Annotated in this window: 18 protein-coding genes; 13 read left to right on the forward strand and 5 right to left on the reverse strand. The window is 72.2% G+C overall.

The annotated features are described in order from the left end of the window. Positions 1-83: 83 nt before the first annotated feature. The 4 genes from C6N75_RS17860 to C6N75_RS17875 form a co-directional block, all read right to left on the reverse strand. Complete coding sequence (locus C6N75_RS17860; protein ID WP_105869902.1) at positions 84-305, reverse strand: hypothetical protein; 222 nt, start codon at positions 303-305, stop codon at positions 84-86. 581 nt (positions 306-886) lie between these two features. Continuing rightward, positions 887-2,305 (reverse strand): type I glutamate--ammonia ligase, encoded by a 1,419-nt coding sequence (glnA, locus tag C6N75_RS17865; protein WP_105869903.1) that lies wholly within the window; start codon positions 2,303-2,305, stop codon positions 887-889. A 53-nt stretch (positions 2,306-2,358) separates the two neighbouring features. Next, on the reverse strand, positions 2,359-3,879 hold the full coding sequence (locus tag C6N75_RS17870) for an AMP-binding protein (RefSeq protein WP_105869904.1): 1,521 nt from the start codon (positions 3,877-3,879) through the stop codon (positions 2,359-2,361). Between the two features lie 99 nt (positions 3,880-3,978). Next, positions 3,979-4,785 carry a maleylpyruvate isomerase family mycothiol-dependent enzyme gene (locus C6N75_RS17875; protein WP_105869905.1) on the reverse strand — a complete coding sequence of 269 codons (807 nt, stop codon included), beginning with the start codon at positions 4,783-4,785 and terminating at the stop codon, positions 3,979-3,981. Between the two features lie 334 nt (positions 4,786-5,119). Here C6N75_RS17875 and C6N75_RS30755 point away from each other — a divergent pair, with 334 nt between their 5' ends. From C6N75_RS30755 to C6N75_RS17915, 8 genes are read left to right on the forward strand one after another with little or no spacing between them, the layout of a single operon-like run. Further along, a complete protein-coding gene (locus C6N75_RS30755; protein WP_181160518.1) occupies positions 5,120-6,310 on the forward strand; it encodes an acyl carrier protein in 1,191 nt (396 codons plus the stop codon). A 14-nt stretch (positions 6,311-6,324) separates the two neighbouring features. Next, complete coding sequence (locus C6N75_RS17885) at positions 6,325-6,576, forward strand: acyl carrier protein (protein WP_105869906.1); 252 nt, start codon at positions 6,325-6,327, stop codon at positions 6,574-6,576. Beyond that, positions 6,573-7,760 (forward strand): acyl-CoA dehydrogenase family protein, encoded by a 1,188-nt coding sequence (locus tag C6N75_RS17890; protein WP_105869907.1) that lies wholly within the window; start codon positions 6,573-6,575, stop codon positions 7,758-7,760. Before C6N75_RS17885 ends, C6N75_RS17890 begins: the two co-directional genes overlap by 4 nt. Next, positions 7,753-8,946 carry an acyl-CoA dehydrogenase family protein gene (locus C6N75_RS17895; RefSeq protein WP_105869908.1) on the forward strand — a complete coding sequence of 398 codons (1,194 nt, stop codon included), beginning with the start codon at positions 7,753-7,755 and terminating at the stop codon, positions 8,944-8,946. Before C6N75_RS17890 ends, C6N75_RS17895 begins: the two co-directional genes overlap by 8 nt. A gap of 41 nt (positions 8,947-8,987) precedes the next feature. Next, complete coding sequence (locus tag C6N75_RS17900; RefSeq protein ID WP_105869909.1) at positions 8,988-10,667, forward strand: carbamoyltransferase C-terminal domain-containing protein; 1,680 nt, start codon at positions 8,988-8,990, stop codon at positions 10,665-10,667. Further along, positions 10,664-12,004, forward strand: coding sequence for a KamA family radical SAM protein (locus tag C6N75_RS17905; RefSeq protein WP_105869910.1), 1,341 nt, complete (start codon positions 10,664-10,666; stop codon positions 12,002-12,004). Before C6N75_RS17900 ends, C6N75_RS17905 begins: the two co-directional genes overlap by 4 nt. Continuing rightward, positions 12,001-12,684: a 4'-phosphopantetheinyl transferase family protein gene (locus C6N75_RS17910; protein ID WP_105869911.1), complete on the forward strand. Its 684-nt coding sequence runs from the start codon at positions 12,001-12,003 to the stop codon at positions 12,682-12,684. The genes C6N75_RS17905 and C6N75_RS17910 overlap by 4 nt, the downstream gene beginning before the upstream one ends. A 7-nt stretch (positions 12,685-12,691) precedes the next feature. Next, on the forward strand, positions 12,692-14,227 hold the full coding sequence (locus C6N75_RS17915; RefSeq protein ID WP_105869912.1) for an AMP-binding protein: 1,536 nt from the start codon (positions 12,692-12,694) through the stop codon (positions 14,225-14,227). 54 nt (positions 14,228-14,281) lie between these two features. Here the strand turns inward: C6N75_RS17915 and C6N75_RS17920 are convergent, their stop codons facing one another. Further along, positions 14,282-15,031, reverse strand: a complete 750-nt coding sequence (locus C6N75_RS17920; RefSeq protein ID WP_181160519.1) for a thioesterase II family protein — start codon at positions 15,029-15,031, stop codon at positions 14,282-14,284. Positions 15,032-15,230: 199 nt separating this feature from the next. Between C6N75_RS17920 and C6N75_RS17925 the strand changes: the two genes are divergently transcribed. From C6N75_RS17925 to C6N75_RS17945, 5 genes are all read left to right on the forward strand, one after another. Beyond that, positions 15,231-17,846, forward strand: a complete 2,616-nt coding sequence (locus C6N75_RS17925; protein ID WP_105869914.1) for a non-ribosomal peptide synthetase — start codon at positions 15,231-15,233, stop codon at positions 17,844-17,846. A gap of 97 nt (positions 17,847-17,943) precedes the next feature. After that, entirely contained in the window at positions 17,944-21,129 is a 3,186-nt protein-coding gene (locus C6N75_RS17930; RefSeq protein ID WP_181160520.1) for a non-ribosomal peptide synthetase, read from the forward strand. Then, positions 21,119-22,399 carry a condensation domain-containing protein gene (locus tag C6N75_RS17935; RefSeq protein ID WP_181160521.1) on the forward strand — a complete coding sequence of 427 codons (1,281 nt, stop codon included), beginning with the start codon at positions 21,119-21,121 and terminating at the stop codon, positions 22,397-22,399. The genes C6N75_RS17930 and C6N75_RS17935 overlap by 11 nt, the downstream gene beginning before the upstream one ends. After that, positions 22,396-23,709, forward strand: coding sequence for an MDR family MFS transporter (locus C6N75_RS17940; protein ID WP_105869917.1), 1,314 nt, complete (start codon positions 22,396-22,398; stop codon positions 23,707-23,709). Before C6N75_RS17935 ends, C6N75_RS17940 begins: the two co-directional genes overlap by 4 nt. After that, the gene (locus C6N75_RS17945) at positions 23,706-26,978 is read left to right on the forward strand and encodes a non-ribosomal peptide synthetase (protein ID WP_181160522.1); all 3,273 of its coding nucleotides are present in this window, start codon (positions 23,706-23,708) and stop codon (positions 26,976-26,978) included. The genes C6N75_RS17940 and C6N75_RS17945 overlap by 4 nt, the downstream gene beginning before the upstream one ends. Positions 26,979-26,993: the final 15 nt, after the last annotated feature.

Genomic DNA, 26,993 nt, shown 5'->3' on the forward strand with positions numbered 1-26,993 from the left:
TCCACACCTCGATTCCCCCCGGCCGCGCAGACCGTCAGCCAGGTCTGCATGCCGGGAGTCCGGCTGGGCGGAGATCAGTACGGTCAGTTCCAGATGGACAGGCGGCTGGCGTGAGGCGTGACGTCACAGAAGTAGCTGACTGCCAGGCCGCGAGCCACGTAGTCCTTGCCGGCCGCGTCGCAGGCGGCGGCGGTCGGGTACATGCCGACGTAGACGAGGCCGGCGGCCTGGGCGGACGGGGCGAGCAGCAGGGCTGCCGCGGCCAGCACTCCGGTCAGGCTGAGGGTCGAGATCGCTTTGCGCATGGGTGTGGTGCTGCCTTCCTCATCCGGGGGCGAGCGTGTCGGCGTTCCGATCGTCATGATCCGGCGCTCGGTGAGCAGCTTCCCCCACACCGCCTTCGAGAGCAATGGTCCAGACCAAATCTCCCGAGGGTCGCCGCCGTCATGGCGCCGTCGGTCATGCCCCGACCTGGCGGCTAAGCGCGCTGGGTGGATCCCCGCGGCGGTGCGGGGCCAAGCGCACCGCCGCCCGCCCGGCCACCCAGCCGCCGGCACGCACGGGAGGCATCGACGAGCTGCGGGACGCCGACTTCGGCGACGGGTGGCTCCTGGACCTCTGGCGCCTTCCCGACGGGACCCGCGCCGCGCGGCGTGCTGCCGCGGAAACGCGCTGCCGCGCCCGTCCCCATTGCTGCTGCCCGCCCCGGTCGCGCCACCACGCGCCGCGGTGGTACCTGGCTCCGGGCCGGTGCCCGGCCCCGCCCGCACTGTGCCGCCTGCCGCCTGCCCGATCTCGCTGCGCCGCCGGTCCCGCTGGAGGCGCGTGGGTGTGGCGGATTGCGGCGACGGAGCGGCCGCCCGGCTGGCGCTGCTCCTTGTTCGCCTCAGACGTCGAAATAGAGCGCGAACTCGTACGGGTGCGGGCGCTGGCGGATCGCCTCGACTTCTCGTTCCCGCTTGAAGGCGACGTACGTCTCGATCAGGTCGGCGGTGAACACTCCGCCTTCGAGCAGGTAGTCGTGGTCCCGTTCGAGCGCGTTCATCGCCTCGCCGAGGCTTTCCGGGAGCCGGGCGAGCGTGTGGCCGTCCTCGGTTCCGTGGAGGTCCGCGTCGATCGGCTCCGGGGGCTCGGTCTTGTGGCGGATTCCGTCGAGGCCCGCCATGAGGAGGGCGGAGAACCCGAGATACGGATTGCTGGTGGCGTCCGGGAAGCGGATCTCCACCCGCTTGGCGCGCGGGTCGGCGCCGGTTACGGGGATGCGGACACTGGCCGAGCGGTTGCCCTGCGAGTAACTGAGGTTGACCGGTGCCTCATAGCCGGGGAGCAGCCGGTGATAGGAGTTGATCGACGGGTTGGTGAAGGCCAGCAGGCTCGGGGCGTGCCGCAGGACGCCGCCGATGTAGTGACGGGCCAGCTCGGACAACCCCGCGTAGCCGAGCGGGTCGTGGAACAGTGCCTGGTCACCGCGCCAGAGCGATTGGTGCACATGCAGGGCGTTGCCGTTGTCGCCCTGGAGCGGTTTGGGCATGAAGGTGACGGTCTTGCCGTGCTGCCAGGCGGTGTTCTTCACGACGTACTTGAGCAGCTGGAGCTCGTCCGCCGAGCGGAGCAGGGTGTTGAAGACGTAGTTGATCTCCGTCTGGCCGCCGGACGAGACCTCGTGGTGTGACTTCTCCACCACGATGCCGCAGTCCTCCAAGGCGGTGACCATCGTGTCGCGCAGGTCGGCGAACTGGTCGTGGGGGCTGACGGGGGAGTAGCCGTCCTTGTAGCGGATCTTGTAGCCGAGGTTGCCGCCCTCTTCCTCGCGACCGGTGTTCCACCAGCCCTCCGCGGAGTCAAGCTGGTGGAACGCGGCGTTGGCGTCCTCGCCGAACCGTACGGAGTCGAAGATGGAGAACTCGGGTTCCGGGCCGAAGTAGGCGCGGTCGGCGATGCCCGACTCCCTCAGGTGGCGCTCGGCCTTGCGTGCGACGTGACGCGGGTCGCGGCTGAAGGGCTCGCCGGTCGCCGGGTCGTGCACGAAGGAGTTGAGGATCAGCGTCTTCTTCGCGCGGAAGGGGTCCACGGACACCGAGTCGAGGTCGGGGATGAGCAGCATGTCCGACTTCTCGATGGACTCGAAGCCACGGATGGAGCAGCCGTCGAAGGCGACCCCTTCGGTGAAGAAGGACTCTTTCAACGTGGTGGTCGGGATGCTGAAGTGGTGGACCTGGCCGAAGAGGTCGCAGAACCTGATGTCGAGGAACTTCACCTCGTCGTCGGAGACGCGGCGCATCAGGTCCTGCGGGGTGGGGGACAAGGCAACTGGCTCCTTGCTCGGGTCCGGCCGGCGAGCCGGTTGGCGGAGGCGGGTCACACGCGGGCGCGTAGCGCGGCGCGGTCGACCTTGCCGTTCTGGGTCAGCGGCAGCTCCGTGAGGAAGCGCACTTCCTCCGGGACCATGTAGGCGGGCAGGTGTGCGGCGCAGAAGGCGCGGATCTGCTGCGCGTCGATCTCGGGCTCTCGCGTCCGGGTGGCGACGAAGGCGCAGAGCACCGGCTCGTCCGCGGCGTTCGGTGCGACGAGAGCGGTTGCGGCGGTGACGGCGGGATGCTCCGCCAAGCGGCTCTCGATGTCGCCCAGTTCCACCCGGTTGCCACGAATCTGCACCTGCGAGTCCGTGCGGCCGCAGTAGTACAGCTCACCGCCGGTTCCTCGGAAGGCCAGGTCTCCGGTGCGGAACACGAGCTGGCCGGAGCGGGGGTTGAGCGGGTCGGGGACCTGCGCCGCCGCGGTCGCCTCGGGATCGTCCCAGTAGCCGGCAAACATGGCAGGGGAGCGGAGGTAGAGCTCGCCGGTGACTCCCGGCTCTTCGATCAGGTTGCCGTCCGCGTCCATGAGCATGCCTTCGGAGCCGGGGTGCGGGTTGCCGATGGACAGCCGGGTGGTGTCCGGCGGCAGCGGGTTCGGCACCGGGGTCAGCGAGCACGACATGCACTCCGTGTGCCCGAAGCTGTTCAGCACCTTGATCCCGGGGCGCAGCTTCTGGAGGTGGCGCAGGTCCGCCAGGGGGAACTCCTCGCCGGAGAAGAGGGTGGCGCGGAGCTTGTCCAGGCGGGCGAGCGCGTCAGGCTCGTGCCGCAGCACCTGGCGCCAGACGGAGGGGACCCCGTTGACCTGGGTGACCTCGGCGTCCGCGAGGAAGCGCAGGAACCGCCGCGGCCAGCGCAGCAGATCGCGCGGTACCGGCACCGCGCAGGCCAGGCTGCCGAGGGCGAGCCCGATGTCGAAGAGGGACAGGTCGAACTGCAAGGGTGCAGTGGTGGCGATGCGCTCGTCCGGGGCGATGTCGCTGTCATTGATCAGCATCCGGAGATAGGACACGATGCCGCGCTGCGTCATCACGACGCCCTTGGGGCGCCCCGTGGTGCCGGAGGTGAAGATGATGTAGGCCGGATCGGTCTCGACGACGGCGCGCCGTTGCCGGACCCGCATCGCGGGCCGCTGCCACACCTCGATGCCCGAAGGGCCGAAGCGGCCGGACCCCACGCCCGCCGGGAGTTCGGTCCGGCAGGTGTTGTCGGTGGTCAGAAAGAGCGCGGGGTCAGCGAGTGTCGCGATCCGCGCGATCCGGCCCACCGGCGTCTCGGGGCTGACCGGTACGAAGGGCAGGCCCAGCGTCGAGCAGGCGAGCAGCATGGCGACGGAGTCCGCCGAGGTGTCCGCCTCCAGGATGACGCGGTCCCCCACGTCGAGACCCAGCGGAGCCAGGCGCTCCGCGTAGTCGTGGGTACGCGATGCCAGCTCGCGGTAGGTGACGGTGTGCAGCCTGCCGTCTGGGAGGGCTTCGACGACCGCGGGCCGGCCGGGCTCCCGGTCCGCCCCCGTGAGCATGAAATCGTGCAGCAGGCGGGCGTCGGGCCACCCGCTTGTCCTCGTGGAGACCACGCCGGCCGTCGGTCCTCTCGTGCGGTGTCGAAGCAGGGGTGGGCGTCAGATCCAGTACGGCGCCGGGGGGACCGGGGCGCCTGCGGGGGACGACGACAGCCCGTCGCCGCCGGTGCGCCCGGTGAGCCAGCCCAGGAGATCGGCCTGGGTGCCTGTGACGAGCGTGCCGCCGGTCCCGAGCTTCCGGACGAGGCCGGTGTCGGTCGCCTCGATGTGCAGGGGATCGGTGCTTTCGCGGCGGCGCAGCGCCTCGACGATGTCGTCGATGATCCAGCGGGCGGCGGCCTGCGGGACGTCGGCGAAGGTGTAACCGGCGGCCAGGTCGACATGGTGTACTTCGAGTTCGCGCAGCCGGGTGGGGACCAGGGTCGCGGGTGTCCGCGACTCCCCGGTGCGCATGCGCACTTCCGTCCGCCATGCCGCCGGGGAGAGCGCGCGTACGGCGGCTGCGAAGCGGTCGGCGCCGGCCGCGACATCGGTGAGGAGTTCCGCCACCGGCCGCCCGGCGCCGGCTTCGATCTCGGCCGCCCGCGCCTGCATGCTCGGGTACTGAGGAGTCTCCACTCCGGTCTGTGCCCAGGTGAGCAGCCTGCAAAGGCTGTCGCCGGCCCGCGCCACATGGGTGATCACATGGCCCCGGGTCCACGGCGGTACGAGCGTCGCATCGCCGACCTGCTCGTCGGAGAGCTTCCTGACAGTGGACACGAGCCGGTCCGTGGCCTCGGCTATCGGACCCAGTGCTTCCGTCTCTTGCATGTCTTCCCTCGCCCGGTATCCGTAATTCGGAATATGAAGTCCACATAGCGATAAGGAATTCGACTGTAGGGCGCACTCTTCCGGGGCGTCAACCATCGGCTCCGGCGCGCCGGATGCCGCACCCCCGTGGCGGTGCGAGTCGCAACTGCGGCGCAGTAAGCAGAAGTTGACGAACCAGTGATCTAGATCACGGGGTGTTGCTCCGAATCGATCGACCGGTCTAGCTTGTTACCGTAATACGGACGAAACATTCCGCAATGCGGAAGTAGTGCAGGGCTGGTGCGGGTCAGGCGACAGGAGCCGTGACCCGTCCGGCGGCCGTCCGGTGGCGTGTTGACGCCATGGCGGGCCGCGACGGTCCGTGGCACAGGGCCCTGGCGTACCCGAGCCCGACCGCGCCGTGGGCTCCAGCCGACACGATGGGGGATGTGTGCACGAACATACGGAGAAGCAGTCACCGGACCCGTCGCGGATCCGGGCGGACGTCCTGGACTGCGTGCAATCCAATCTGGCCGTACTCGCCGACGCCTTCCACGGTGAGGGCACGCATCTCGGCCTCGGCGCCGAGCTGAGTTCCCGCTGGTATCCCGGCGCGGACGACCTGCCCACCGTCGACCCTCCCCTGGCGGCGGGGCTCGCCGCAGCCGAGCGCACCCTGCACCTGGCCGTACGGGGGCAGGCCTCATCCCAGGGCCCCCGGCTCCCCGTGGACATCCCGCCCGGCAAGCTCCGCTACGCCGTCGCCGACGCCCACGAGATGCCGTGGCTGCCGTACTTCGGACGGCAGCACATGGCCCACAGCTTCCTGCTGGCCGCGCCCGAGGCGCCCGGCGGCACCTGGTCGGTCATCGACGCCTACGACAACGACACCCAGTGGGGCGCCGCGAAACCCGGGAGCTGGGCGGTGACCGCCGAGGAACTGGCCGGACTGACTCGGGTCGAGCTGTTCGACATCGTTCCCGGGCCAGGGCCCGCTCCCCGCCCGCGGACACGCGTCGAGCACCTCCCCATGGACGACTACCTCGCCGCCTTCGACGCGGGCGCCGACCGCGAACGCGTGCTGCACCGGCTGACCGGGGACGTCTGGCTGCTCGCCAGGTCACGCCGACTGCACGCCCTGTTCAGGGCGGACGGCACACCCGACCGGGAGACAGCAGAACACCTCGGCCACTGGGACAAGCTGGTCACGCAGTCCTACTTGGCGTACCGGCGGGTGACACGCGACCGCCCCGAACCTGCGGGCATCGTCCCGCAGCTTGCGGCGCTCCTGGAGACCGACCGACGGATCTTCAAGGAGACCGCCGCGGCCGGGGACCCCCGAGCCGGGACCATGCCCGGTGCGGGGGGCGATCAGGACCGCGCCGGCGACGCGTTGCGGTGCGAGGTCGCCGCCGTGGTCGGTGACGTCCTCGACGCCGACGCCGCCGCGCTGCTTGCCGACGGCACCGACCTCGCCGTCCTGCCCGGCTTCACCTCGTTCCGCATGGCCGACGTCATCGACCGCCTCGAGGCCCGGCTCGGCGTCGAGTTCGACGCCGGCGACCTCGTCCCGGAGAACCTGCGCAGCGTGGACGGGCTCTGCCGCATCGTCCGCCGCGCGACGAGCGCACGCCGACCCTGAGAGAGGACACCGCTGTGGATAGCGGATTCATCGACCTGCTGCGCCGGCAACTGAAAGTCGACGCCGCCACCGAGATCGCCGCCGACTCCCCCCTGCGGGACCTCGGCATGGACTCCATGCGCTCCATCGAGTTGCTGTTCACCATCGAGGACACCTACGGGATCACCCTGCCGGACAGCGAACTGAACGAAACCGTCTTCGGGTCGCCAGGGTCCTTGTGGGCAGCGGTCGCCGCGCAGCTCCCGCCGGAGCAGGTGGCCCGGTGAGCGTGGCCGCACCCGCACCGCAGGACGCCGACCCGCTGGACCTCGCCGGCCGAGTCGCCCGGGTGACCGCTGTCGCCGAGCGGCACCTGGCCGCCGCTGACCGGGACGCGGCCTTCCCCGTCCAGGCGCTGGACGAACTGCGCGACACCGGTCTGCTCGGGCTCGTCGTCCCCCAGGAGTACGGGGGCCTGGGGGGCGCCCTGCGCGACGTCGTCGACGCGGGCATCGCCCTGGGCAGGTGCGACATGTCGATCGCCCTGATATTCACCATGCACTGCCAGCAGGCCGCCGCGGTCCTGGCCTACGCGGCCGAGCCGCTGCGCTCGCAGCTGCTTCCCACCCTCGGCGCCGGACGCCACTACCTGGCGTCGGTCAGCACGGAGAGCGGCAAGGGCGGTCACCTCTACAGCGCCCACGCCGCACTGCACGAGCGGGGGGACGAGCTGGCCATCGACCGGTTCGCACCCGTCGTCACCGGAGGCGAGCACGCCGACGGGTTCCTCATCACCATGCGCAACGTCGGCGCCACGGCCGACAACGACGTCGCGCTGGTGTACGCGGCGCGCGACCAGCTCCTCGTCGAACCTGCCGGCGACTGGCAGCCGATGGGCATGCGGGCCACCCGCAGCGCGCCCCTCAAACTGGCCGGCGCCGTCCCCCGCCACCAGGTGATCGGCCCGGGGGCGCCGTTCCGCGACATCGCCAACCAGGTGCTCGGCCCATACGCGCATCTGGGCTGGTCGGCGTCCTGGCTCGGCACCGCCGCCGGCGCTCTGTCCCGCACCCTCGGCCTGGTGCGCGGCCCGGCCGGCCGCAAGCGGTTCGACCTCGCTTCCGAGCTCCTGCTCACCCGGCTCTCCACCGCGCGCCAGCGCCTTGACGCCGTGCACGCGCAGCTGCGACACACCCTGGCGATGGTGGAGACCACCCAGGACATCACCACCCCGGCCAACCAACTGCTCCTGAACAGTCTGAAGATCACCGCCTCCGAGCAGTGCCACGCCGCCGTCGACGACCTGGTCGACGCGGTCGGCCTCCAGCACGGCTACCTCAAGGACTCGCCGACCCGGATCGAGCAGGCGCTGCGCGACCTGCGCTCGGCGGCGCTGAACTACAAGAACGACCGGCTGCACCTGGCCGACGGACGGCTCGCGCTGCTGGACCGGGAGGTGTCCTTTGCCTGACCGGCCCCCCGCCACCGCACCCGCCCGCGACGGCGCCCCGTCGTCTGCCCCGGGCAGCCGCGGCGCACTGCGCCGGCTCTTCGGCGGTCTACCGGCGACGGCGAGCGGACGCGATCTGTGGGCGGCGCTCGGCGAAGCCGGGCTGATCGAGTGGATGTACCCGGACGGGGCGGTGGCCGCCGGTGTGGCCTCGGAGCGGCTGGCCCACGTCCTCGCGGCGGCCGGCGAGAGGTTCTCCTTCGGCAGCACCATGTCGCTGTGCGTTCAGGCGGCCACCACGCTGCCGCTGCTCGCCGGCGGCTCGGGCCCCTGCGAGGAGGCACTGCGGCGGGCGCTCGCCGGGCAGGCTGTCGTCGCCCTCGCGGCCACCGACACCACCGCCGGATCGGACCTCGCCTCCCTGCGGACCGAGGCACGGCTCGGGGAGCGCGAGGCGGAGCTGAACGGCGCGAAGCGCTGGATCAACAACGCCATGGCGGCGGAGTACCTCCTCGTCCTCGCCCGCCACCGACCGGGGCCGCACTTCACGAACTTCACCTGGTTCCTCGTACCGGCTGACGCCCCCGGCGTCACGGTGCGCCCGTCCGACACCGTGCTGTTCGACGGCTCCGACACCGGAGACATCGACCTCGACGGCGTACGGCTGGGCAACGAGCACATCATCGGGCGCGTCGGCATGGGCTTTGCGGCGTTCATCCGGCACATCGGCCCCGAGCGCCTCGCGGGCGCGCTGTGGAGCGTGGAGCTCTGCCGTGGCGCCCTGGACAGCACCCTCCGCTGGCTGAAGAACCGACCATACGGCAACGGAACGCTGTGGGACCTGGAGAGCGTCCGGCAGCGCTTCGCGAAGAGCCTCATCGCCGTCCACCAGTTGCAGGGCCTGTGCGACCGGCTGCGGGCCCGCGTCGTCGACGGACACGACAACACGGCCGCCGCCATGCTCAAGGCCGCCGCCGGCACCACCGTCAACCACGTGATGGAGACCTGCGGGCAACTCCAGGGATCACACGGCTTCTCCACCGGAGGAGTGCAGCAACTCCGCGCCCAGGCGGCCATTTTCGGCATCAGCGGCGGCGCCACCGAGATCGTGCGGTCGATAGTCGCCGAATCCGCGCAGGAAGAACTCGACCGGCTGCGCCTGCCCGCCGAACAGGACGTGCCCCTGAGTGCGCCGGTGGCCCTCTAGGGCCCGTCGTCACACTCCCCCCACCACTCACGGAGCGACCCATGTGGATTCTCGGTGTCAACGCGCCACCCACCGGTTGGCACGACACGGCCGCCTGCCTCGTCGATACGAGCGGCGAGGTCGTCGCCTTCTCCGAGGAGGAGCGCTGCAACCGGGTGCGGCACTCGCTGTACCGCAAACCCCTCAACGCCGCGCAGTTCTGCGTGGAACAGGCCGGCATCACCGCGGCCGACATCGATGTGGTCGCCGTCGGCTGGGACACCGAGCAGCTCTACCCGTCGCGGTTCGCCGACGATGCCGAGTTCCTCGCCTACGCGGTGGGCCTCGACTTCGGCGGCCGGCTGCCCGAGGTGGTCCGGGTGCCCCACCACGCCGCGCACGCCGCCTCCGCGTTCTACGCCTCCCCCTTCACCAGGGCCGGGGTGCTGGTGATCGACGGGCACGGCGAGAACGAGTCCACCACCATCTGGACCTTCGAGGACGGCGCCGAGCCGCGCCGGGAACGCGGCTGGCCCCGGACCTCCTCGCTCGGCTACGCCTACGACGCGGCGTCCACCTGGCTCGGCTTCTCCTTCCTCAACGCGGGCAAGACCATGGGCCTGGCCGCCTACGGGCGGGCGCGCGGCACCGCGGTCGAACCGCTGGTGGACCTCGCCGCCGACGATTTCCGGCTGGCCGTCGGACCACTGCCGGAGAACACCGGCCGGGCCACCGCAAAGGACATCAAGGAGCAGTACGACACGACGGTCGCCGCCTGGCGCGAGCGCTATACGAAGATCGCCGGCGCGGACGCTCCCGCTGTACCGGAGGGCCGGCTGGCCGAGGACCCCCACGCCGTCCTGGTCGCCTACACCGCCCAGCGGATCGTCGAGCAGACGGTCACCGCGCTCGCCGCCGCCACCCGCGAACTCTCCGGAGCCGACGAACTGTGCCTGGCCGGCGGGGTGGCACTGAACTGCAGCACCAACGGAACGCTGCCCGGCCCGCTGTACGTGCCCCCGGTGCCGCACGACGCCGGCGTCGCCCTCGGCGCCGCCTGGATCGTGAACCCGCCGAAGCACCGCACCGGCCGCCCGCTGAGCCCCTACCTCGGCACGGACATCGACGGCCGCGCCCGCTCGCGTACCCCCTCCTCCCTCGACACGTCGGACCTGCTCCGCTCCGACCTGGACGTCGACACCGTCACCGCGCTCCTGCTCGACGGGCGGGTCGGCGCGGTCGCGCAGGGCCGGGCCGAGGTGGGCCCGCGGGCACTGTGCCGCCGCTCCATCATCGCCGTGCCCAGCACCGTGGAGGTCAACACCCGCGTCAACGTCATCAAGGACCGCGAGCAGTGGCGGCCGTTCGCCGGAGTGACGCGACCGGAGTACGGCGCGCGGCTGTGGGAGCCGCAGGAGCACCTCAGCCGGTACATGCTCGGCGCGGCCCGGGCCACCGAACTGGGCCGGCGCGTCGCGCCCGGCGTGGTCCACGTCGACGGCACCACGCGCCCGCAGGTCCTGCTTGCGGACGAGGCTCCGGCCGTGGGCGCGGTCCTCGACGCGCTGGAGCGGCAGGGCGAGCCACCGGTGCTGCTCAACACCTCCTTCAACGGCAAGGGGGAGCCCATCGTCAACACCCGCGGGGACGCGTTGGCGGCCTTCCGCGCCATGGACCTGGACTTCCTCGTCCTCGGTGACGCGCTGTTCCGCAAGAAGACCGCCGGGAGGACGGCACGATGATCTTCACGACCGAGCCCTCGACCCGCACGGCCGAGCGCTTCCGCGCCTTCGGGCCACGCCACATCGACGAGATAGCCGACCGCTACGGCCTGCCGGAGGACGTGCGCGAGCTGGTGCGCCGCGTCTCGCTCGTGCTGCCGTTCCGGGTCAACGGCTACGTCCTGGACCAACTCGTCGACTGGGACCGCGGGCCGGCCGACCCGATGTTCCAACTGACGTTCCCGCAGCAGGGGATGCTGACCGAGGAGGACGACCGGCAGCTGGCCAAGCTGTCCGCCGACCCAGCCGACAAGCTCCTGCTGCGCGAGGCGGTCACGGACATCCGGGAGCGGCTCAACCCGCACCCCTCCGGCCAACGGGAACTGAACGTACCCGCCCAGGACGGCGCCTCCCTGGCCGGCCTCCAGCACAAGTACCGCGAGACGGTGCTGTACTTCCCCAGCCAGGGCCAGACCTGTCACGCGTACTGCACCTACTGCTTCCGGTGGGCGCAGTTCATCGGGGACGCCGACCTGCGCTTCGCGGCTCCCGACCCCTCGGGCCTGATCCGCTATCTCGCCGCGCACCCCGAGGTCCACGACGTCCTGGTCACCGGCGGCGACCCGATGGTGATGTCCACCGAGCGGCTGCGCACACACCTGGAACCGCTCCTGGACGTCGAATCGCTCCGCACCATCCGTATCGGCACCAAGTCGGTCGCGTACTGGCCGCAGCGTTTCGTCACCGACCAGGACGCCGATGACGTGCTGCGCCTGTTCGAGAAGGTCGTGGCGTCGGGCCGGCAGCTCGCGGTGATGGCCCACTTCAGCCACCCGCGCGAGCTGGAGACCGACCTCGCCCAGGAGGCGCTGCGCCGGATCCGCGCCACCGGGGCCGTGATCTACTGCCAGGCGCCGCTGATCGCGCACGTCAACGACGACGCGGACGTATGGGGCCGGCTGTGGCGTGCCGAACTCCGGGCGGGGGCGGTGCCGTACTACATGTTCGTCGAGCGCGACACCGGCCCGCAGGAGTACTTCAAGGTGCCGCTCGCCAAGGCGGCCGGCATCTTCCGCGACGCCTACCGGACGCTGCCGGGACTCGCCCGCACGGTGCGCGGCCCGGTGATGTCCGCGACGCCCGGCAAGGTCGTGGTCGACGGAGACGAGGAGACCGGGCAGGGCCGCTGGTTCCAGCTGCGGTTCCTCCAGGCACGGGATCCGTCGCTGGTCGGCCGACCGTTCCGGGCGCGCTACCGGGACGATGCCGCGTGGCTGCACGACCTGGAGATCGACCCGCAGGCGCCGGCCGACGTCCGGGCAGCCGTACACGGGCACATGCGGGCCTGCACCGCATGACGGTGGATGCGCAGGCGCCGCCCGCGGCGGCGGGGGCGTCCCCCGTGATCGAGGTGGCGTCCGGGGTGTGGCTGGCGGCGGCCGACGTGGACGACGTCCCGGTGAGCACCCACCCCGGCGACCGGCACCGGGCGGACGGCATGCCGGGATGGCGGGCGCGGGAGTTCCTCGCGGGACGCGGCTTGCTGCGGGAACTGCTCGCCCGGACGCGTCCGGCCGCCGCGCGGGTGGGCGTCCTCGCTGATCCGGGCGGCAGGCCGCGCCTCGACGGACACCCCGGCGTGGGCGTCAGCGTGTCGCACGACGGCGGGACGGTGGCCGTCGCGGTAGCGCTGGGTCGGCCGGTCGGAGTGGACGTGCAGCATCCGCGGGCCCCTGCCTCCCGCGCCCTCGCCCGGCGCTGTCTGCACGGCTGCACCGTCGAGTTCGACTCCCTGCCCGCAGCCGAAGCGGCCCGCGAGCTCGCCTGGGTCTGGACCGCGCAGGAGGCGTGTGTGAAGGCGACCGGGCAGGGGATGACCGGTCGCCCCTGGACGATCGACGTACCGCTCGGCGCCTGCCGCGGCACGTGGCGAGGACTGCGCTGGCAGAGCCTGCGCGGCCACTTCGCGACACCCCTCAGCTGTGCGTTCCCCGCACGAGCCGATGCCGCCGACCCGAGCGGCATACAGGAAGGATGACCGACCGATGACCACTGTGGCTTGTCGCCGCACGCTCCACGACTGGTTCGCGGCCTCCGCCGCGTCCTACCCGGGACACACCGCCCTGGAGGTCGGCGGCGAGGTGCTGACCTACGCCGGACTCGCCGCGGCGGCGCAGCGCGTCGCGGCGGGGATCGTGCGCCGGCTGGACGGCCGCATACCGCACCGGGTCGGCCTGTTGGCGTCGCGATCGATCACGGCGTACGCCGGATACCTCGCCGCACAGCGTCTCGGCGCCACGGTCGTGCCCCTCGGGACGGCCTTCCCCGCGGCACGCAACGCGGCGGTGGTCCGGGCCGCGGACGTGGACCTGGTGGTCGCGGACGAGGACGGCCCGTCCGCCGACCTCGGGGTGCCGCTCTGGCGGCCCGGCAGAGCCCGGCAGGGGCAGCCGACCGTCGAAGTGGACGCTTTGCCGCCCGCCCCTGCGGACGGGGACGATCTCGCGTACATCCTCTTCACCTCCGGCTCCACCGGCACGCCCAAAGGCGTGCCCGTGCGGCACCGCAACATCTGCGCCCACCTCGAACACGTCGTCCCGCGCTGCGACGCCGGGCCGGGCGCCCGCCTCTCGCAGACGTTCGACCTGACCTTCGACCCGTCGGTCCTGGACATGTTCGCGGCTTGGGGCTCGGGCGCCGCGCTGGTCGTCCCGACCCGGGACGAGGTGCTCACACCGGTCCGCTTCGTCAACGACCGCGGCATCACCCACTGGAACTCCGTACCATCCGTGATCACCATCGCCGGGCGGCTGCGGGCGCTCACGCCGCACAGCATGCCGGGGCTGCGCCGCAGCATGTTCTGCGGGGAGCCGCTGACGCTCCAGCAGGCGAGGGCATGGAAGCGCGCCGCACCGGCCGGCGCCATCGAGAACGGCTACGGGCCGACCGAGCTGACGGTCACCTGCCTCACCTACCGGCTGCCGCCCGACGAGGCCGATTGGCCGGCCCCCGCCAACGGCACGGTGCCCATCGGCGAGCCGCACCGGGGCACGGAAGTGCACCTCAGGGACGGCGAGTTGTGCGTGCGCGGGGCGCAGCGCTTCGCCGGGTACCTCGATCCCTCGGACAACGCCGGCCGGTTCTTGACGCCGGACGGCTCGCCGTACGACCCGGCGACCGTCCTGACGGACGCGCACTGGTACCGCACCGGAGACCGGGTGGTACGCGGCGAGCCGGCCGCCACCGGGCCCCTCGTGCACGTGGGGCGCCTCGACACGCAGGTCCAGGTCCACGGCTACCGGGTCGAAACCGCCGAGGTGGAGGCGGCCTTGCGGGAGCAGCCGGGGGTGGCCGACGCGGTGGTCGTCGCCCTGACCGCGACCACCGGCACGCGGCTGGTGGCCGCCTTCAGCGGCGCGGGCGCGGAGCCGGACCGACTGCGTGCCGCGCTGCGCGAACGACTGCCCGGATACATGGTCCCCGACACGCTGACCGCGTTCCCCGCTCTCCCGCTCAACGCGAACGGCAAAATCGACCGGGCCGCCGTCCACGAGGCCCTCGCCCACCCCGGAATTTCATGAACCGGTGGGACGCGGAGGGGCAGGCTCAATTTCGGGGAAGTGCCGCGCCCAGCCTCATCGAATCTGCCGGCGGAGCGCGAGCCGGGCCTGGACGAAATCGAAGAGAGCGGCTGCCGACGGCCGGAGAAAGAAATGGCCGCCGGGGAATTCCTGATGCCCGAACATTCCCGATGTGTGTTCTCGCCAGCCCGTTACTGCGGCGTCGTGAAGGGAATCCTCGGATCCGGTGAGCGCGGTGATGGGGCACGTGAGCGGCGGTCCCGGCGCCAGATGGTAGTTCTCGACCGCGGTCAGGTCGGCGCGTACCGCCGGCAGGACGAGAGCGGCCAGCTCGGGGTGGGTGAGCGCCTCTGCCGTAGCGGGGTCCTCACCCGCCAGCCAGTCGGCGAGGCGCTCGTCCGACAGGGTGCTCACGTGCGGAGCGCGCGGGGTCTGCGGCGCCGCACAGGCGGCGGCGAAGAGTTCCACGGGTCCGCGGAGTCCCAGCTCACGCAGCCGTCGCGCCACTTCGAACGCGACCAGGGCGCCCATGCTGTGACCGAGGAAGGCGTAGGGCGCGCCGGGCTCCTCGACTGCCACGGCGCAGGCGATCGCGTCCGCCAGAGCGCCGATGCTCTCGGGCGGGCGCTCGCGCAGCCGGGTCTCCCTGCCCGGGTACTGGACGGGTCGGATCTCCATGCCGCCACCGCCCAGGGTGGTCCAGTGGGCGAAAGCGGATGCCGCTCCGCCGGCGTGCGGAAACATGAACAACCGGATCGCCGGATTCGGCTTGGGTGTTCCCGTGAACCAGGGTGTCGCGGTCAAGGCAGAGCACCTCCGAAGCTTGTTGGATTTCTCGCCGAAAGCCGTCATGGACAGGTTTTCTAAGCGGTGTTCACCGTACCTCATGCCGCTTGACGGTCTTGCGGACAACGGCTAGCGTTCCATTCGCTTGAAAGCAAGATTTCACTCTGCGGAATGGCGTCGAGTGGCTGCCGGGGAAGAGAGGGGAAGCGTGGAAAGCATGGAACGCCAAGCGCGAGAAGCGGAGACGAATTGGCGTGACCGGCTCGCCGGCTTCGCGGAGCCCGCTGTGCTCGGCGTCGAGCACCCCGCCCGCCTCGGTGACCGGCGCGCGGTCGTCGAGACCCGCCTCACCGAGGCAGAGGGCGCCGCCCTCGCGGCCTGCGCCGACCGCTTCGGCGTCGAGCCCGCCCTGCTCCCCCTCACCGCCTGGGCCGTGCTGCTCGCGCGGTACGGCGCCGGCAAGGACCTCCTCTTCGGGGCGGCGGTCCCTGGACCCGCCTGCGCGCATGACCAGGCGGACGGCGGTCACCAGGCCCCGGTCCCGGTCCGGCTGACGGTCGACTACGACCGGTCGGTGCGCTCCCTCCTCGACGCGGCGGCCGCGGCCCTCTGCGATCCCGGCCGCACCCGTCCGGCGCCGCACGGGGCACCCGCGCTCGGCGAACCGCCGCCCGATGTGCCGCTCTTCGACAAGTGCCTGCGCGTACGGGACCGCCCCGGGCAGCCGACGGCCGAGCGGGCGTCCCTCCCCATCGAGCTCACCGTCACGACCGGCGAAGGCTTCTCCCTCCGCCTGGAACATGACTGCGCCCGCCTTGAAGAAGCCGACGCCGCAGCTCTGCTGCGCCACTTCCGGCTGCTCCTGACCGCGCTGTCCGGGGCGGGCGAGGACACCGCCGTCGGTTCGCTCGACTTCCTCGACCCGGCCGAGTACCACCGGATCGTCCACGAGTGGAACGACACCGCGAACGAGTACGACGACCCCGCCTGCATCCACGAGCTGGTCGAGCGCCAGGCCGCCCGCACCCCGGACGCCGTCGCCGTGGTCCAGGGCGAGCGCCGTCTCGCCTACGCCGAACTGGATCGGGCGGCCGACCTGGTCGCCGGTCAGCTCGCCGCCCGGGGGATAGGCCCCGGCGACTTCGTCGCCCTGCACCTGGAGCGGACGGTGCACAGCGTCGTCGCCCTGCTCGGCGTCCTGAAAGCGGGCGCCGCCTACGCCCCCGTCGAGTGCTCCCTGCCGACGGAGCGGATCCGCCGTCTCCTCGACTCGCTGCGTACGTCCGTGGTCCTGTGCAGCCCCTCCCGGGTCGCCGCGCTGAGCGAACTGAGCGCCGGACTGCCCGCCCTGCGGCACATCCTGTGGGTCGGCGACGACACAGACGCCCCGCCCGCCCCGCACGGGACGGACCGGGTACGGGTGGACCGCGCCATCGGCCCCGCGCCCGCCGACGCCCCCAAGCCCCACCGCGCCGCCCCCGACGACCTCGCGTACGTCATCTTCACCTCCGGATCGACCGGCGTGCCCAAGGGCGTACTGCTGAGGCACGCCCCCGTGGTCAACCTGATCCGCTGGGTGAACACCACCTTCGGTATCGGGCCGGACGACCGGGTGCTGTTCATCACCGCGTTCGGTTTCGACCTCTCCGTCTACGACGTCTTCGGGCTGCTCGCGGCCGGCGGCAGCGTCCGGGTCGCCACCGACGACGAAGTCCGCGACCCACGGCGCCTGCTGTCCGTGCTCGACGGCGAACCCATCACCTTCTGGGACTCCGCGCCGGCCGCGCTCCAGCAACTGGAGCCGCTCTTCGCGCTGCGCCCCGCGCCTCCCTCCTCCACGCTGCGCCTGGTGTTCCTGAGCGGGGACCGGATCCCGGTGACGCTGCCCGACGCCGTACGCTCGGCCTTCCCGCGCGCCGAAGTGGTCTCCCTCGGCGGCGCCACCGAAGCGGCCATCTGGTCGAACTACCACCGCGTCGGCGAGGTGGACCCGCGCTGGACGAGCATTCCGTACGGACGGCCGATCCAGAACGCCCGCTACTACATCCTGGACCGCGACCTGCGCCCGGTCCCCGTCGGCGTCCCCGGCGACCTCCACATCGGCGGAGACTGCCTGGCCGCCGGATACCACGGCGATCCGGACCTGACGCGGCGCAAGTTCATCCCCGACCCGTTCGCGGGCGCCTCCCGGGCACGGATGTACCACACCGGTGACCGCGCGCGGTTCCGGGCGGACGGCACGATGGAATTCCTCGGCCGTACGGACAGCCAGGTCAAGCTGCGCGGCTTCCGTATCGAGCTCGGTGAGGTCGAGGCGGCGCTCAGAGCCCTCGAAGGGGTCGGCACCGCCGTCGCCCACGTCCACGGGGCCTCGGACACCGCCCGGCTGACCGCCTACGCAGTGCCCGGCCCCGGCCGGCAGCTCGACCCGGTGGCGTTGCGCGACCGGCTCGCCGCCACCCTGCCGGCCTACATGGTCCCCACCGAGGTGATGATCCTCCCCTCGCTGCCGGCGACGCCCAACGGCAAGCTGGACCGGCGGGCGCTGCCCGAGCCGGGGGCCGCCGGCTCGGGAGACACGGCGCCGGACGAGCCGGCCGACTCGACGGAAGCCGCCCTCGCGGGCATCTGGTCCGAGGTCCTGGGCCACCCGGTCGGCACCGACAGCGACTTCTTCCTCCTCGGCGGGCAGTCCCTTCTGGCGGTACGGGCCATCGCGCGCATCAAGGCGACCCTGGGCGCCGAGGTCCCGATCCGGACGCTGCTGGAGAACCCCCGCCTCAAGGACTTCGCCAGGGAGGCCGAACCGTTCGTGACCCGCCAGCCCGTCTGAGACCTCTCCGGCGGACAGGGCCGGCCCCGGCCGTGAACGCTCGTCGCTCACCGCACCCAGAACACCGGAAGGCGTCATGCAGGACAGGAAAGGTGCCATGCCACAACCCCAGGAGCTCGGCCGGACGGCCCTGCCGGTCCTGCACGAGCTCTTCGAGCGGCGGGCCGCCGAAGGGGGCGCCCGGGTCGCGCTGACCGACGGACCCCGCACCCACACCTACGCGGAACTCAACCGGGCGGCCAACCGCCTCGCGCATCGGCTCCGCCGTCTGGGCGCCGGCCCCGGCTCCTTCGTCGGGGTGTGCAGCGACCGGTCGGCCGACCTGGTCGTGGCACTGATCGCGGTCCTCAAGTCGGGTGCCGCCTATGTGCCGCTGGACCCCGCCTACCCGGCCGAACGCACCCGCTTCACCCTCGCTGACACCCGCTGCCGTGTCGTGCTCGGCCAGGAACGACACCGGGCGGCCTTCGCCGGCGACGGTGTCGCCTACCTGTCTGTGGAAGGCGCCGCGGAGGCCGGCCCGGGCAGCGAAGACGCCAACCCGGCAAGCGGCGTCGAAGCAGGTCAGCCGGCCTACGTCATACACACCTCAGGATCCACCGGGACGCCCAAGGGCGTGGTCGTCACCCACGCCAACGCCGTCCGGCTCTTCACCGCCTGCCAGGACGAGCTGGGCATCGACCCGGAGGCCTCCGACGACGTCTGGACCCTCTTCCACTCCGCCGCGTTCGACTTCTCCGTCTGGGAGGTGTGGGGGGCGCTGCTCCACGGAGGCCGTCTGGTGGTCGTCCCGTACTCCACCAGCCGCTCCCCGGAAACGTTCCTGCGGCTGCTCTCCGCCGAGCGTGTCACCGTGCTCAGCCAGACCCCCACGGCCTTCCGCCAACTCCTTCGCGCGGCCGAGGCGGAGGGCTTCCCCGAGACCGCGCTGCGGCTGGTCGTCTTCGGAGGCGAGGTGCTGGAGCCGGCGACCCTGCGGCCCTGGATCGCGCACTACGGGGACAAGCGGCCGCGCCTGGTCAACATGTACGGCATCACCGAGACCACCGTGCACGTCACCCTGCGCACGGTGACCGCCGCCGACTGCGACGCGCCAGGCAGCCCCATCGGCCGTCCGCTGCGAGACCTGCGAGTCCACCTCCTCGACGCCGGCATGAGGCCGGTGGCCCCGGGAGAGCAGGGCGAGATGTACGTGGGCGGCGCGGGCGTCACCGCGGGCTACCTCAACCGGCCCGAGCTGACGGCCCGAAGCTTCATACCCGACCCCTTCGGCAAGCCGGGGGAGCGGCTGTACCGCACGGGGGATCTGGCGGTACGCCTTCCGGACGGGGAGCTCGAATTCCGCGGACGCGCCGACGACCAGGTGCAACTGCGGGGTTTCAGGATCGAACTCGGCGAGGTCGAGGCGGCGCTGTCCGGCCTGCCGGCGGTGAGGGAAGCCGCGGTGATCCTCCGGCAGGACGCTCTGGGCGAGCCGATGCTGGTCGGGTACGCGGTTCCCGCACCCGGCGCCGCGACGGGGGCCGGAGCACTGCGGGACGGCCTGGCGGAGCGGCTGCCGGCCCACCTGGTGCCCCCGGTCCTCGTCCTTGTCGACTCCTTTCCGCTCACCCCCAACGGGAAGCTCGACCGTGCGGCACTGCCGGAGCCGGCGCCCCGCACGGCCGTACGGGACCGCACCGCCGAGAACCCCGGATCACCCGCGCCGTCGAGGCCCACCGCGCACGTACTCCACGACGTCTGGGCCCGAGCCCTCGGCCGGGACGCCGTGGAACCGGAAGACAACTTCTTCGCGCTCGGCGGCGACTCCATCACCGCCATCAGGACGGTCGGCATGGCGCGGGAAGCCGGGGTCGCCTTCACGGTGGAACAGCTGTTCCGGTACCCGAGCCTCGCGGAGCTCGCCCCGCACTGCGCCGCTTCCACCGCGCCCGGGACGCCCGAGCAGCCGCCCGCACGCCACGAGCTGCTCCACGCCCAGGACCGCGGACGACTGCCCACCGGGGTGCGCGACGCCTACCCGCTGACGGCCCTCCAGCTCGGCATGGTCTTCGAGTCGCAGTTCAGCGGCGATCCGACGGTCTACCACGACCTGGTGAGCGTACGGATCGAGGGACCGCTCGACCCCGCAGCCCTACGCCGAACCCTCGGCTCCCTGGCGTCCCGCCACGACATCCTGCGCACCTCGTTCGATCTCGGCTCCTACTCCGAGCCGTTGCAACTGGTGCACGAAGACGTCACCGTGCCACTGCGCCTTCACGACCACCTCCCGCCGGCGGCGACCCCCGGCGAGCGGGTCAAGGAGTGGTGGCGGCAGGAGTGGCAGCGACCGTTCGACTTCGAGCAGGCGCCGCTGTGGCGCTGCCACGTCCACGACCACGGCGACGGCCACTTCCAGCTGTCGGTCTCGGCGCACCACAGCATCCTGGACGGCTGGAGCTTCTCCCTCCTCGTCACCGAGCTGATCGACGAGTACGAGCGGGAGACGCAGGGCGCCGCCGCCGCGGACGTGCGGCCCGCGTTGCCCTACCGCGCCTATGTGGAACTGGAGCGCGCGCAGAGCGGGTCGGTCGAGGCCCAGCGGTACTGGGCGCAGGCGCTGGCCGGGGCGGCGCCCCTCCCGCTGCCCGAGCCCACCGGCGCCGGGGCGGCCTCCCCGCTCGACCCGGATGTCCGCAGGGAAGTCCCGGCCGCGGTGGTCGATGCGGTGAGGGCTTGCGCCGACCGGTGGGGCCTGCCCAAGAAGTCCCTCTTCCTCGCCGCCCACGTGTGGGCGCTGAGAGCGGCCACCGGCGCCGTCGACATCACCACGGGCATCGTCGCGGGCGGGCGCCCGGAGGCGGCCCACGCCGACCGCGCACTGGGGCTCTTCCTCCACAGCGTGCCGCTGCGGGCGGACGCGCGGGGCGGCACCTGGGCGGGACTGACCCGGCAGCTGTTCGCCGGTGAGCAGGCATTGCAGCCCTTCCGCCGTTTCCCGCTGTCCGACATCCAGGCCATGGTGGGCGCCGCCCCGTTCTCCGTGCTGTTCAACTACACCGACTTCCGGGCCTTCGACGACCTGGACGGGCTGCGCACCCTGCGGGTCGGCGAGTGGTGGTTCTGCGACCGGACGAGCTTCCCCCTCGTGGTGGAGATCGGCCGGCAGCCGATGGGCGAGGACTGGGAGCTCACCGTCAGGTCGGACGCCGCGAAGACCGACCCCGCCTTCGGCGAACGCCTCGCCGCCCACTTCCTGGAAGCGCTGAGCCGCATATGTGAGGACCCGTCAGGTGACTACTGACCCCACCAACCCGCCCGTGTCGCAGGCCCAACGAGAACGGCTCACCCTCTGGGCCGGCGGGCAGCCCACCCAGGACCAGCCCACCTTCGCCTGGACCTTCGCGCGCCCGATCACCGCCCGACGGGCCAGGGCCGCGTGGGAGGCGCTGGTGGCGCGGTACGAGACACTGCGCTCGATGTTCGAGGAGACGGGCAGCGGCACGTTCGCATGCCGACGGCGCCCCGCGGACGAGATCGCCGCTCAGACCTTCGTGGAGACCCCTCGGGAACGCTTCTTCGCCGAACTGTGCGCACCCGTCACCCTCATCGAAGGCCCCCTGGCACGTCTCGTCGTCAGCCCCGGTCGCGACGAGACGCTGATCGGTCTCAGCATCGACCACCTGGTCATCGACGGCCACAGCCACGCCCGCGTCGTGACGGATCTCTTCACCCGGCTCAGCGGCGGAGCGTTCACCGAACCGGCTCCTACACCCGCCGACGACTTCTACCGCGAGGAACTGCGGGCCGCCGGCGCGCCCGCCGGGGACAAGGCCCTCGCGTACTGGCGGCGCACCGCGGGAGGGGCCGCCTACCCTCCGCTGCACCCCAGCCTGTCGCGCACCCCCGGCGCACCGGTCAGTCCGGAGACGGCCCACTGCGAGGTCGACTTCGAGACCTCGGCCGACTGCACTCGCGCTCCGCTCACCCGTTCCGCCATGGTGCTCGCCTCGGTCGCAGCGGCCATCGCGCGCATCCTGGACCTCCCCGCCGGCGAAGACCCGTTCACCCTCCTCCTTCAGAGCTCGCGCCGCTCCGGGCCCGAGAAACTCGCCATGGCCGGGTTCCTGTCCAACTGGCAGGTCGCGGGCTTCCCCGTGAGCCATGACGCCGGGCAGCTCCTGCCGGAGGTGAGCAGCGCGATCTTCCGCTCGATGCGCGGGCACCCCGTCCACCACGCGGAAGTCGTCCGGCGCCTTCAGCCCGAGCTGTACGGGGCCCGCTACGTGCCCAGTGAACCGCTGCCGCCCTACGCGCTCTTCAACTACCTGGCCGCACAGGCCACCCCCCGGGTGGACGGCACCCCGGGAACGCCGCTCGACGTGCCGCCCATGGGCGCCTACCGGCTGCACGGCGCGCTGCGGATCTACGGCACCGAACGGGCGGACAGCCGAGGCGCCGGCATCCGGCTCGTCGCGGACGCGAGCGTCTTCGGCACGGGCTTCGCGGACGCGGTGGCCTGCGCGGTCGCCACGACACCGGCGGTCGTCCCGGCACCGGCGGCCCGCGCATGACGACGCCGCGCGGCCGCCTCGCCCACGCCACCAGGGGACTGCCCAAGGTCTTCTGGTACCTGTGGGCGAGCATCCTGATCAACCAACTCGGCTCCTTCGTCATCCTTTTCATGGCGATGTACCTGACGAAGGAGCGCGGGTTCTCCGCCTCCTTCGCGGGCCTGGTGGTGGGCCTCGCGTTCGGCGGCGGAGGCATGTTCGGCACGCTCCTGGGCGGCTTCGTCGCCGACTTCCTCGGGCGCCGACGCACCCTGCTCGCCGGAAACCTGGCCACCGCCGTCCTCATGACGCTCCTCGCTTTCGCCCGGGAACGGACGAGCATCCTGCTGCTGGCCGTCGCCGTCGGCCTCGCGAGCAACATGGTGCGGCCCGCGGCGAGCGCCCTGATGGTCGACGTCACCGACGAGGAGCACCGCGCGCGGGCCTTCTCACTCCAGTTCTGGGCCGTGAACCTCGGCTTCGCGACGGCGGGCGCCCTGGCCGGGTTCGTCATCGAGGTCGACTACACGCTGCTGTTCCTGCTCGACGCGGCGACGACACTGCTCGGGGCGCTGCTGGTCTTCTTCCGCGTCCCCGAACCCCGCCCGCCCGTACGGACCGCTCCGGCGGGCCACGCGACGACACGTGGGAAACGAGACGACGGGGTCGCCGCCGTCCTGCGTGACACGCCCTTCCTGACCCTGGTCGGTCTGGCAGTGCTGTTCTCCGTCGTCTTCATGCAGCACATGTCGACCCTGCCGCTCGCCGTCCAGGACGCCGGTCTGCCGCCCGCCACCTACGGATGGCTCATCGCGCTGAACGGCGTCGTCATCGTCACCGGCCAGCTCTTCGTGCCCCGCATCGTCCACGGCCGGCGGCCGGAACGGATCCTGGCCCTGGCCGCCGTCCTCATGGGAGGCGGCTTCGCCGTCCTCGCCGTCGGGCAGTCGCTGCTCTTCTTCATCGTCTCCGTGCTCATCTGGACGGCCGGGGAGATGCTCAACGCCTCGACGGGCCCGGCGCTCGCCGCGAAGCTGTCCCCGGACCACATGCGCGGCCGCTACCAGGGCTTCTTCACCGTCTCGTACAACATGGCCGGACTGGTCGGCCCCTCGCTCGGCGGATACGTCCTCCAGCACGGTGGCAGCTTGCTGTGGCTGGGCTGCCTGGCGCTCGGTGCGCTGACGGGCGTCGGCCACCTCGCAGCCGGCCGAGCCAGGAACAGAAGAGCGGCCCACCCCGCCGACGCGGGCGACCAGGCAGCCCGACCGGTCGAGCCGCCGGACGAGCGCACCGCACGGCGGCACAGCGACCACGGAGACCCATCGTGACCAACCCCTTCGAGGACGCGGACCTCCGGCATCTCGTCCTGGCCAACGACGCGCGCCAGCACTCGCTGTGGCCCGCCTTCGCCACGGTCCCGGACGGCTGGGACGTGGTCCACGGTCCAGCCGACCGCCAGGAGTGCCTGGAATACGTCACCGCCCACTGGACGGACATGCGGCCGGGCCGGCCCCACGCGGCGCCCGGCGGCGGGACGACCGGAGGCACGCCGAGCGCAGACGGCCCGGCCGCGCTGTTCGAGGCGCGGGCGGCACGCAACCCGGACGCCGTCGCCGTCCTGGCCGGGGACACCCGGTTGACGTACGCGCAGCTGGACGCCCGCGTGAACGCCCTCGCCCGGAACCTCGCGGCACGCGGCGTCGGCCCGGAGGACCTGGTGGCGCTGATGCTGCCGCGCTCGGCGGAACTGGTGGTGGCGCTCCTTGCGGTCCTCCGGTGCGGCGCTGCGTACGTACCGCTCGATCCGGACTACCCGGCGGACCGGATCGCCCACGTCCTGGCCGACGCCGCGCCCGCGCTGCTGCTGACCACGGCCGAACCGGCGGCCGGGGAACCCACGGACGGCATCCCCCGGCTGCTCTTGTCCGGTCAGGACGTGTCAGGCGCCGACGTCGGGCCCTTCGTGCCGGACCGGCCGGTACTGCCGTGGCACCCCGCGTACGTGATCTACACCTCGGGGTCGACGGGCCGCCCCAAGGGCGTCGTCGTCACCCGCGGATCCCTGCTGAACTTCCTGATCGCGATGCGGGAGCGCTTCGCCCTGACACCGACCGACCGGCTGGTGGCGGTGACCACCATCGCGTTCGACATCGCGGCACTCGAGATCTGTCTGCCCCTCGCTTCAGGGGCGTCGGTGGTGATGGCGCCCGCGGACGTGGTGCGCGATCCGCTGCTGCTGTCCCGCCTGGTCGACCGGTCGGGCGCCACGACCCTGCAAGCGACGCCTTCGCTCTGGCAGGCCCTCGTCTCCGAGCACCCCAACGCCGTGCGGGGCCTGCGCATGCTGGTCGGCGGCGAGGCGCTGCCCGCCGCACTGGGCGAGCGGCTGCGCGCCCTGGGCAGCGGAGTGACCAATCTCTACGGTCCGACCGAGACGACGATCTGGTCGACGGCACAGGAGGTGGACGGCAGCGCCCGACCGGCGTCGATCGGCCGGCCGATCCGCCGCACCCGGGTCCATGTCCTCGACGAAGAGCTGCGTCCCGTGCCGCCCGGGGTGGCCGCGGAGTTGTACCTCGCCGGTGACGGGCTGGCGCGGGGCTACCTGAACCGCCCGGACCTGACCGCCGAACGCTTCGTCGCCGATCCGTCCGGACCGCGCGGGACTCGGATGTACCGGACGGGAGACCTGGTCCGACAGGGCGCGGACGGCAGCCTGGAATACCTGTCACGGGTCGACTTCCAGGTCAAGGTGCGCGGGTTTCGCGTCGAACTCGCCGAGATCGAAGACGCACTGTCGGCTCACGGCGGCGTGGCCCGAGCAGCGGTCACGGTCCGCGAGGACTCTCCTGGTGACGCCCGGCTCGTCGGCCACGTCATCCCGGCGGCCGGCCAGGTCGTGAGCCCCGCCGCCCTGCGGACGTTCGCCGCTCGCGCCCTGCCCGACTACATGGTCCCCTCGGTGATCGCCGTACGGGAGGTGTTCCCCCTCACGCCCAACGGCAAGCTCGACCGCAGGGCGCTGACGGCGGCGCCGATGCCGCCCGGGAGTGCGACCGGCGCCGGGGAGCCGCTGCCGCACGACGACTCCCCGCTGGGCGCCGTGGCCGCTTCCTGGCAGGACGTCCTCGGCATCCCGGTGCCTGACGGGCGCGGCTTCGCCGAACTGGGCGGCACCTCGCTGGGCGCCGCGCGCGCCGCCGCGCGACTGCGCGAGCTGACCGGCCGGTCGGTGTCGGTCGCGGATGTCCTGGGTGCGGCGTCCGCCGGAGAGCTGGCCGCCGTCGTGGCCGCCGCACCGCCCCACGAGAACCGGCCCGTCCCGCCCGGTGCGGGCCGTACGTCCGCTCCCCTGAGCGCCGATCAGCGGGCCATCTGGATGCACGACCAGCTCGACCCGGACCCGCTGCTCTACCTGGAGACGTACTGCCTCGAACTCGGCGGTGACGTGGACACCCGCAGACTGGCTGACGCCGTCCGCAAGGCGGCGCTGTGCCACCCGGCAGTCGGCGCCGCCGTCGAATCCCGGGACGGCGAACCCGTCCTGAGCCTGGGCGCGCACCGGATCGGCCTCACCCTGCGAGCCGTCCCGCCCGGCCGCACGCGCTCTCAACTCCTCGCGCTGGTACGAGCAGAGGCCGCCCGACCCATCCCCCTGGGCCAGGGCCCGCTGCTGCGCTGCGTTCTCTTCCGGGTGCCGGACGGTCCGTCGATGCTGCTGCTGGCCTGGCACCACCTCGTCATGGACGGGTGGGGGCTGCGGTTGCTCCTGCACGACCTGGAGCGGTTCCACAACGACCCCGCAGCCGTACCGGCCGTCGGCCGAATCACCCTCTGCGACCTCAACGCCTGGCGGAACGAATCCGCTGCGGACCCCGCCACCGACCTGGCGCTGACCCGCGCGGTGGCGGACCTGCTACCGGCCGTCCGCGCGGCACAGACGGCGGAACCGGCCGAGTGGTCCGCCGGCGGGCACGCCGAGGCCGTCGAGCTCACCGTTCCCGACGCGCTCGCACACCGAGTCGAGAGCGCCGCCGCGACGGCCGGCCACACTCCCTTCATCGTGGTCTGCGCCGCCTACCGGCGTGCGCTGGCCGCGGTCCTCGGCGTGCAGCGGCCGCTGCTTGCCGTCGCTGTCTCGGGCCGCCGCATACCTGAGTCCGAGGGCATCGTCGGGTGCTTCACCAACACCGTACTGCTCGACTGCGGGCGCGTCCCCGAAGGCCCCGCGGTGCTCGACCGCACCCGCGACGCCTTCGACCAGGCCGTCGCCGCGCAGGAACACCTCCCCTTTCCCCGGCTCGTCAAGGGTCTGCGGGAAAGAGCGCGACTGCCCGTCGACTTCCCACGGCTGTACCTGAGCATGGACGACGAGCCGGCCGTCCGCTTCGAGGGGATGGTCAACCGAAGCGTGCCGGTCACCCCCGACCGGGCCAAGTTCGACGTCACGATGTCGCTGCTGTACGGCCCGGGGCGGCTGTCGGGACGGCTGGAGTACCGTACGTCGCTGCTCGCCTCCGAAGACGCGGGCCAGCTGGTCAAAGCGTTCACGGCCTCGCTCGCGGACCTGGCCGGAGCCGGCGGGCAAGCACGTTGACGGGCTCCGAGGGCG

This window comes from Streptomyces solincola (genome assembly GCF_002982015.1).
GTDB classification, from domain to species: Bacteria; Actinomycetota; Actinomycetes; order Streptomycetales; family Streptomycetaceae; genus Streptomyces; species Streptomyces solincola.

Coding starts and splice junctions, on each gene's coding strand:
- C6N75_RS17940 (WP_105869917.1), top strand. CDS start 22,396: ATGACGACGCCGCGCGGCCGCCTCGCCCACGCCACCAGGGGACTGCCC.
- C6N75_RS17910 (WP_105869911.1), top strand. CDS start 12,001: ATGACGGTGGATGCGCAGGCGCCGCCCGCGGCGGCGGGGGCGTCCCCC.
- C6N75_RS17870 (WP_105869904.1), bottom strand. CDS start 3,879: ATGCTCACGGGGGCGGACCGGGAGCCCGGCCGGCCCGCGGTCGTCGAA.
- C6N75_RS17930 (WP_181160520.1), top strand. CDS start 17,944: ATGCCACAACCCCAGGAGCTCGGCCGGACGGCCCTGCCGGTCCTGCAC.
- C6N75_RS17860 (WP_105869902.1), bottom strand. CDS start 305: ATGCGCAAAGCGATCTCGACCCTCAGCCTGACCGGAGTGCTGGCCGCG.
- C6N75_RS17915 (WP_105869912.1), top strand. CDS start 12,692: ATGACCACTGTGGCTTGTCGCCGCACGCTCCACGACTGGTTCGCGGCC.
- C6N75_RS17905 (WP_105869910.1), top strand. CDS start 10,664: ATGATCTTCACGACCGAGCCCTCGACCCGCACGGCCGAGCGCTTCCGC.
- C6N75_RS17875 (WP_105869905.1), bottom strand. CDS start 4,785: ATGGTTGACGCCCCGGAAGAGTGCGCCCTACAGTCGAATTCCTTATCG.
- C6N75_RS17900 (WP_105869909.1), top strand. CDS start 8,988: ATGTGGATTCTCGGTGTCAACGCGCCACCCACCGGTTGGCACGACACG.
- C6N75_RS17925 (WP_105869914.1), top strand. CDS start 15,231: ATGGAACGCCAAGCGCGAGAAGCGGAGACGAATTGGCGTGACCGGCTC.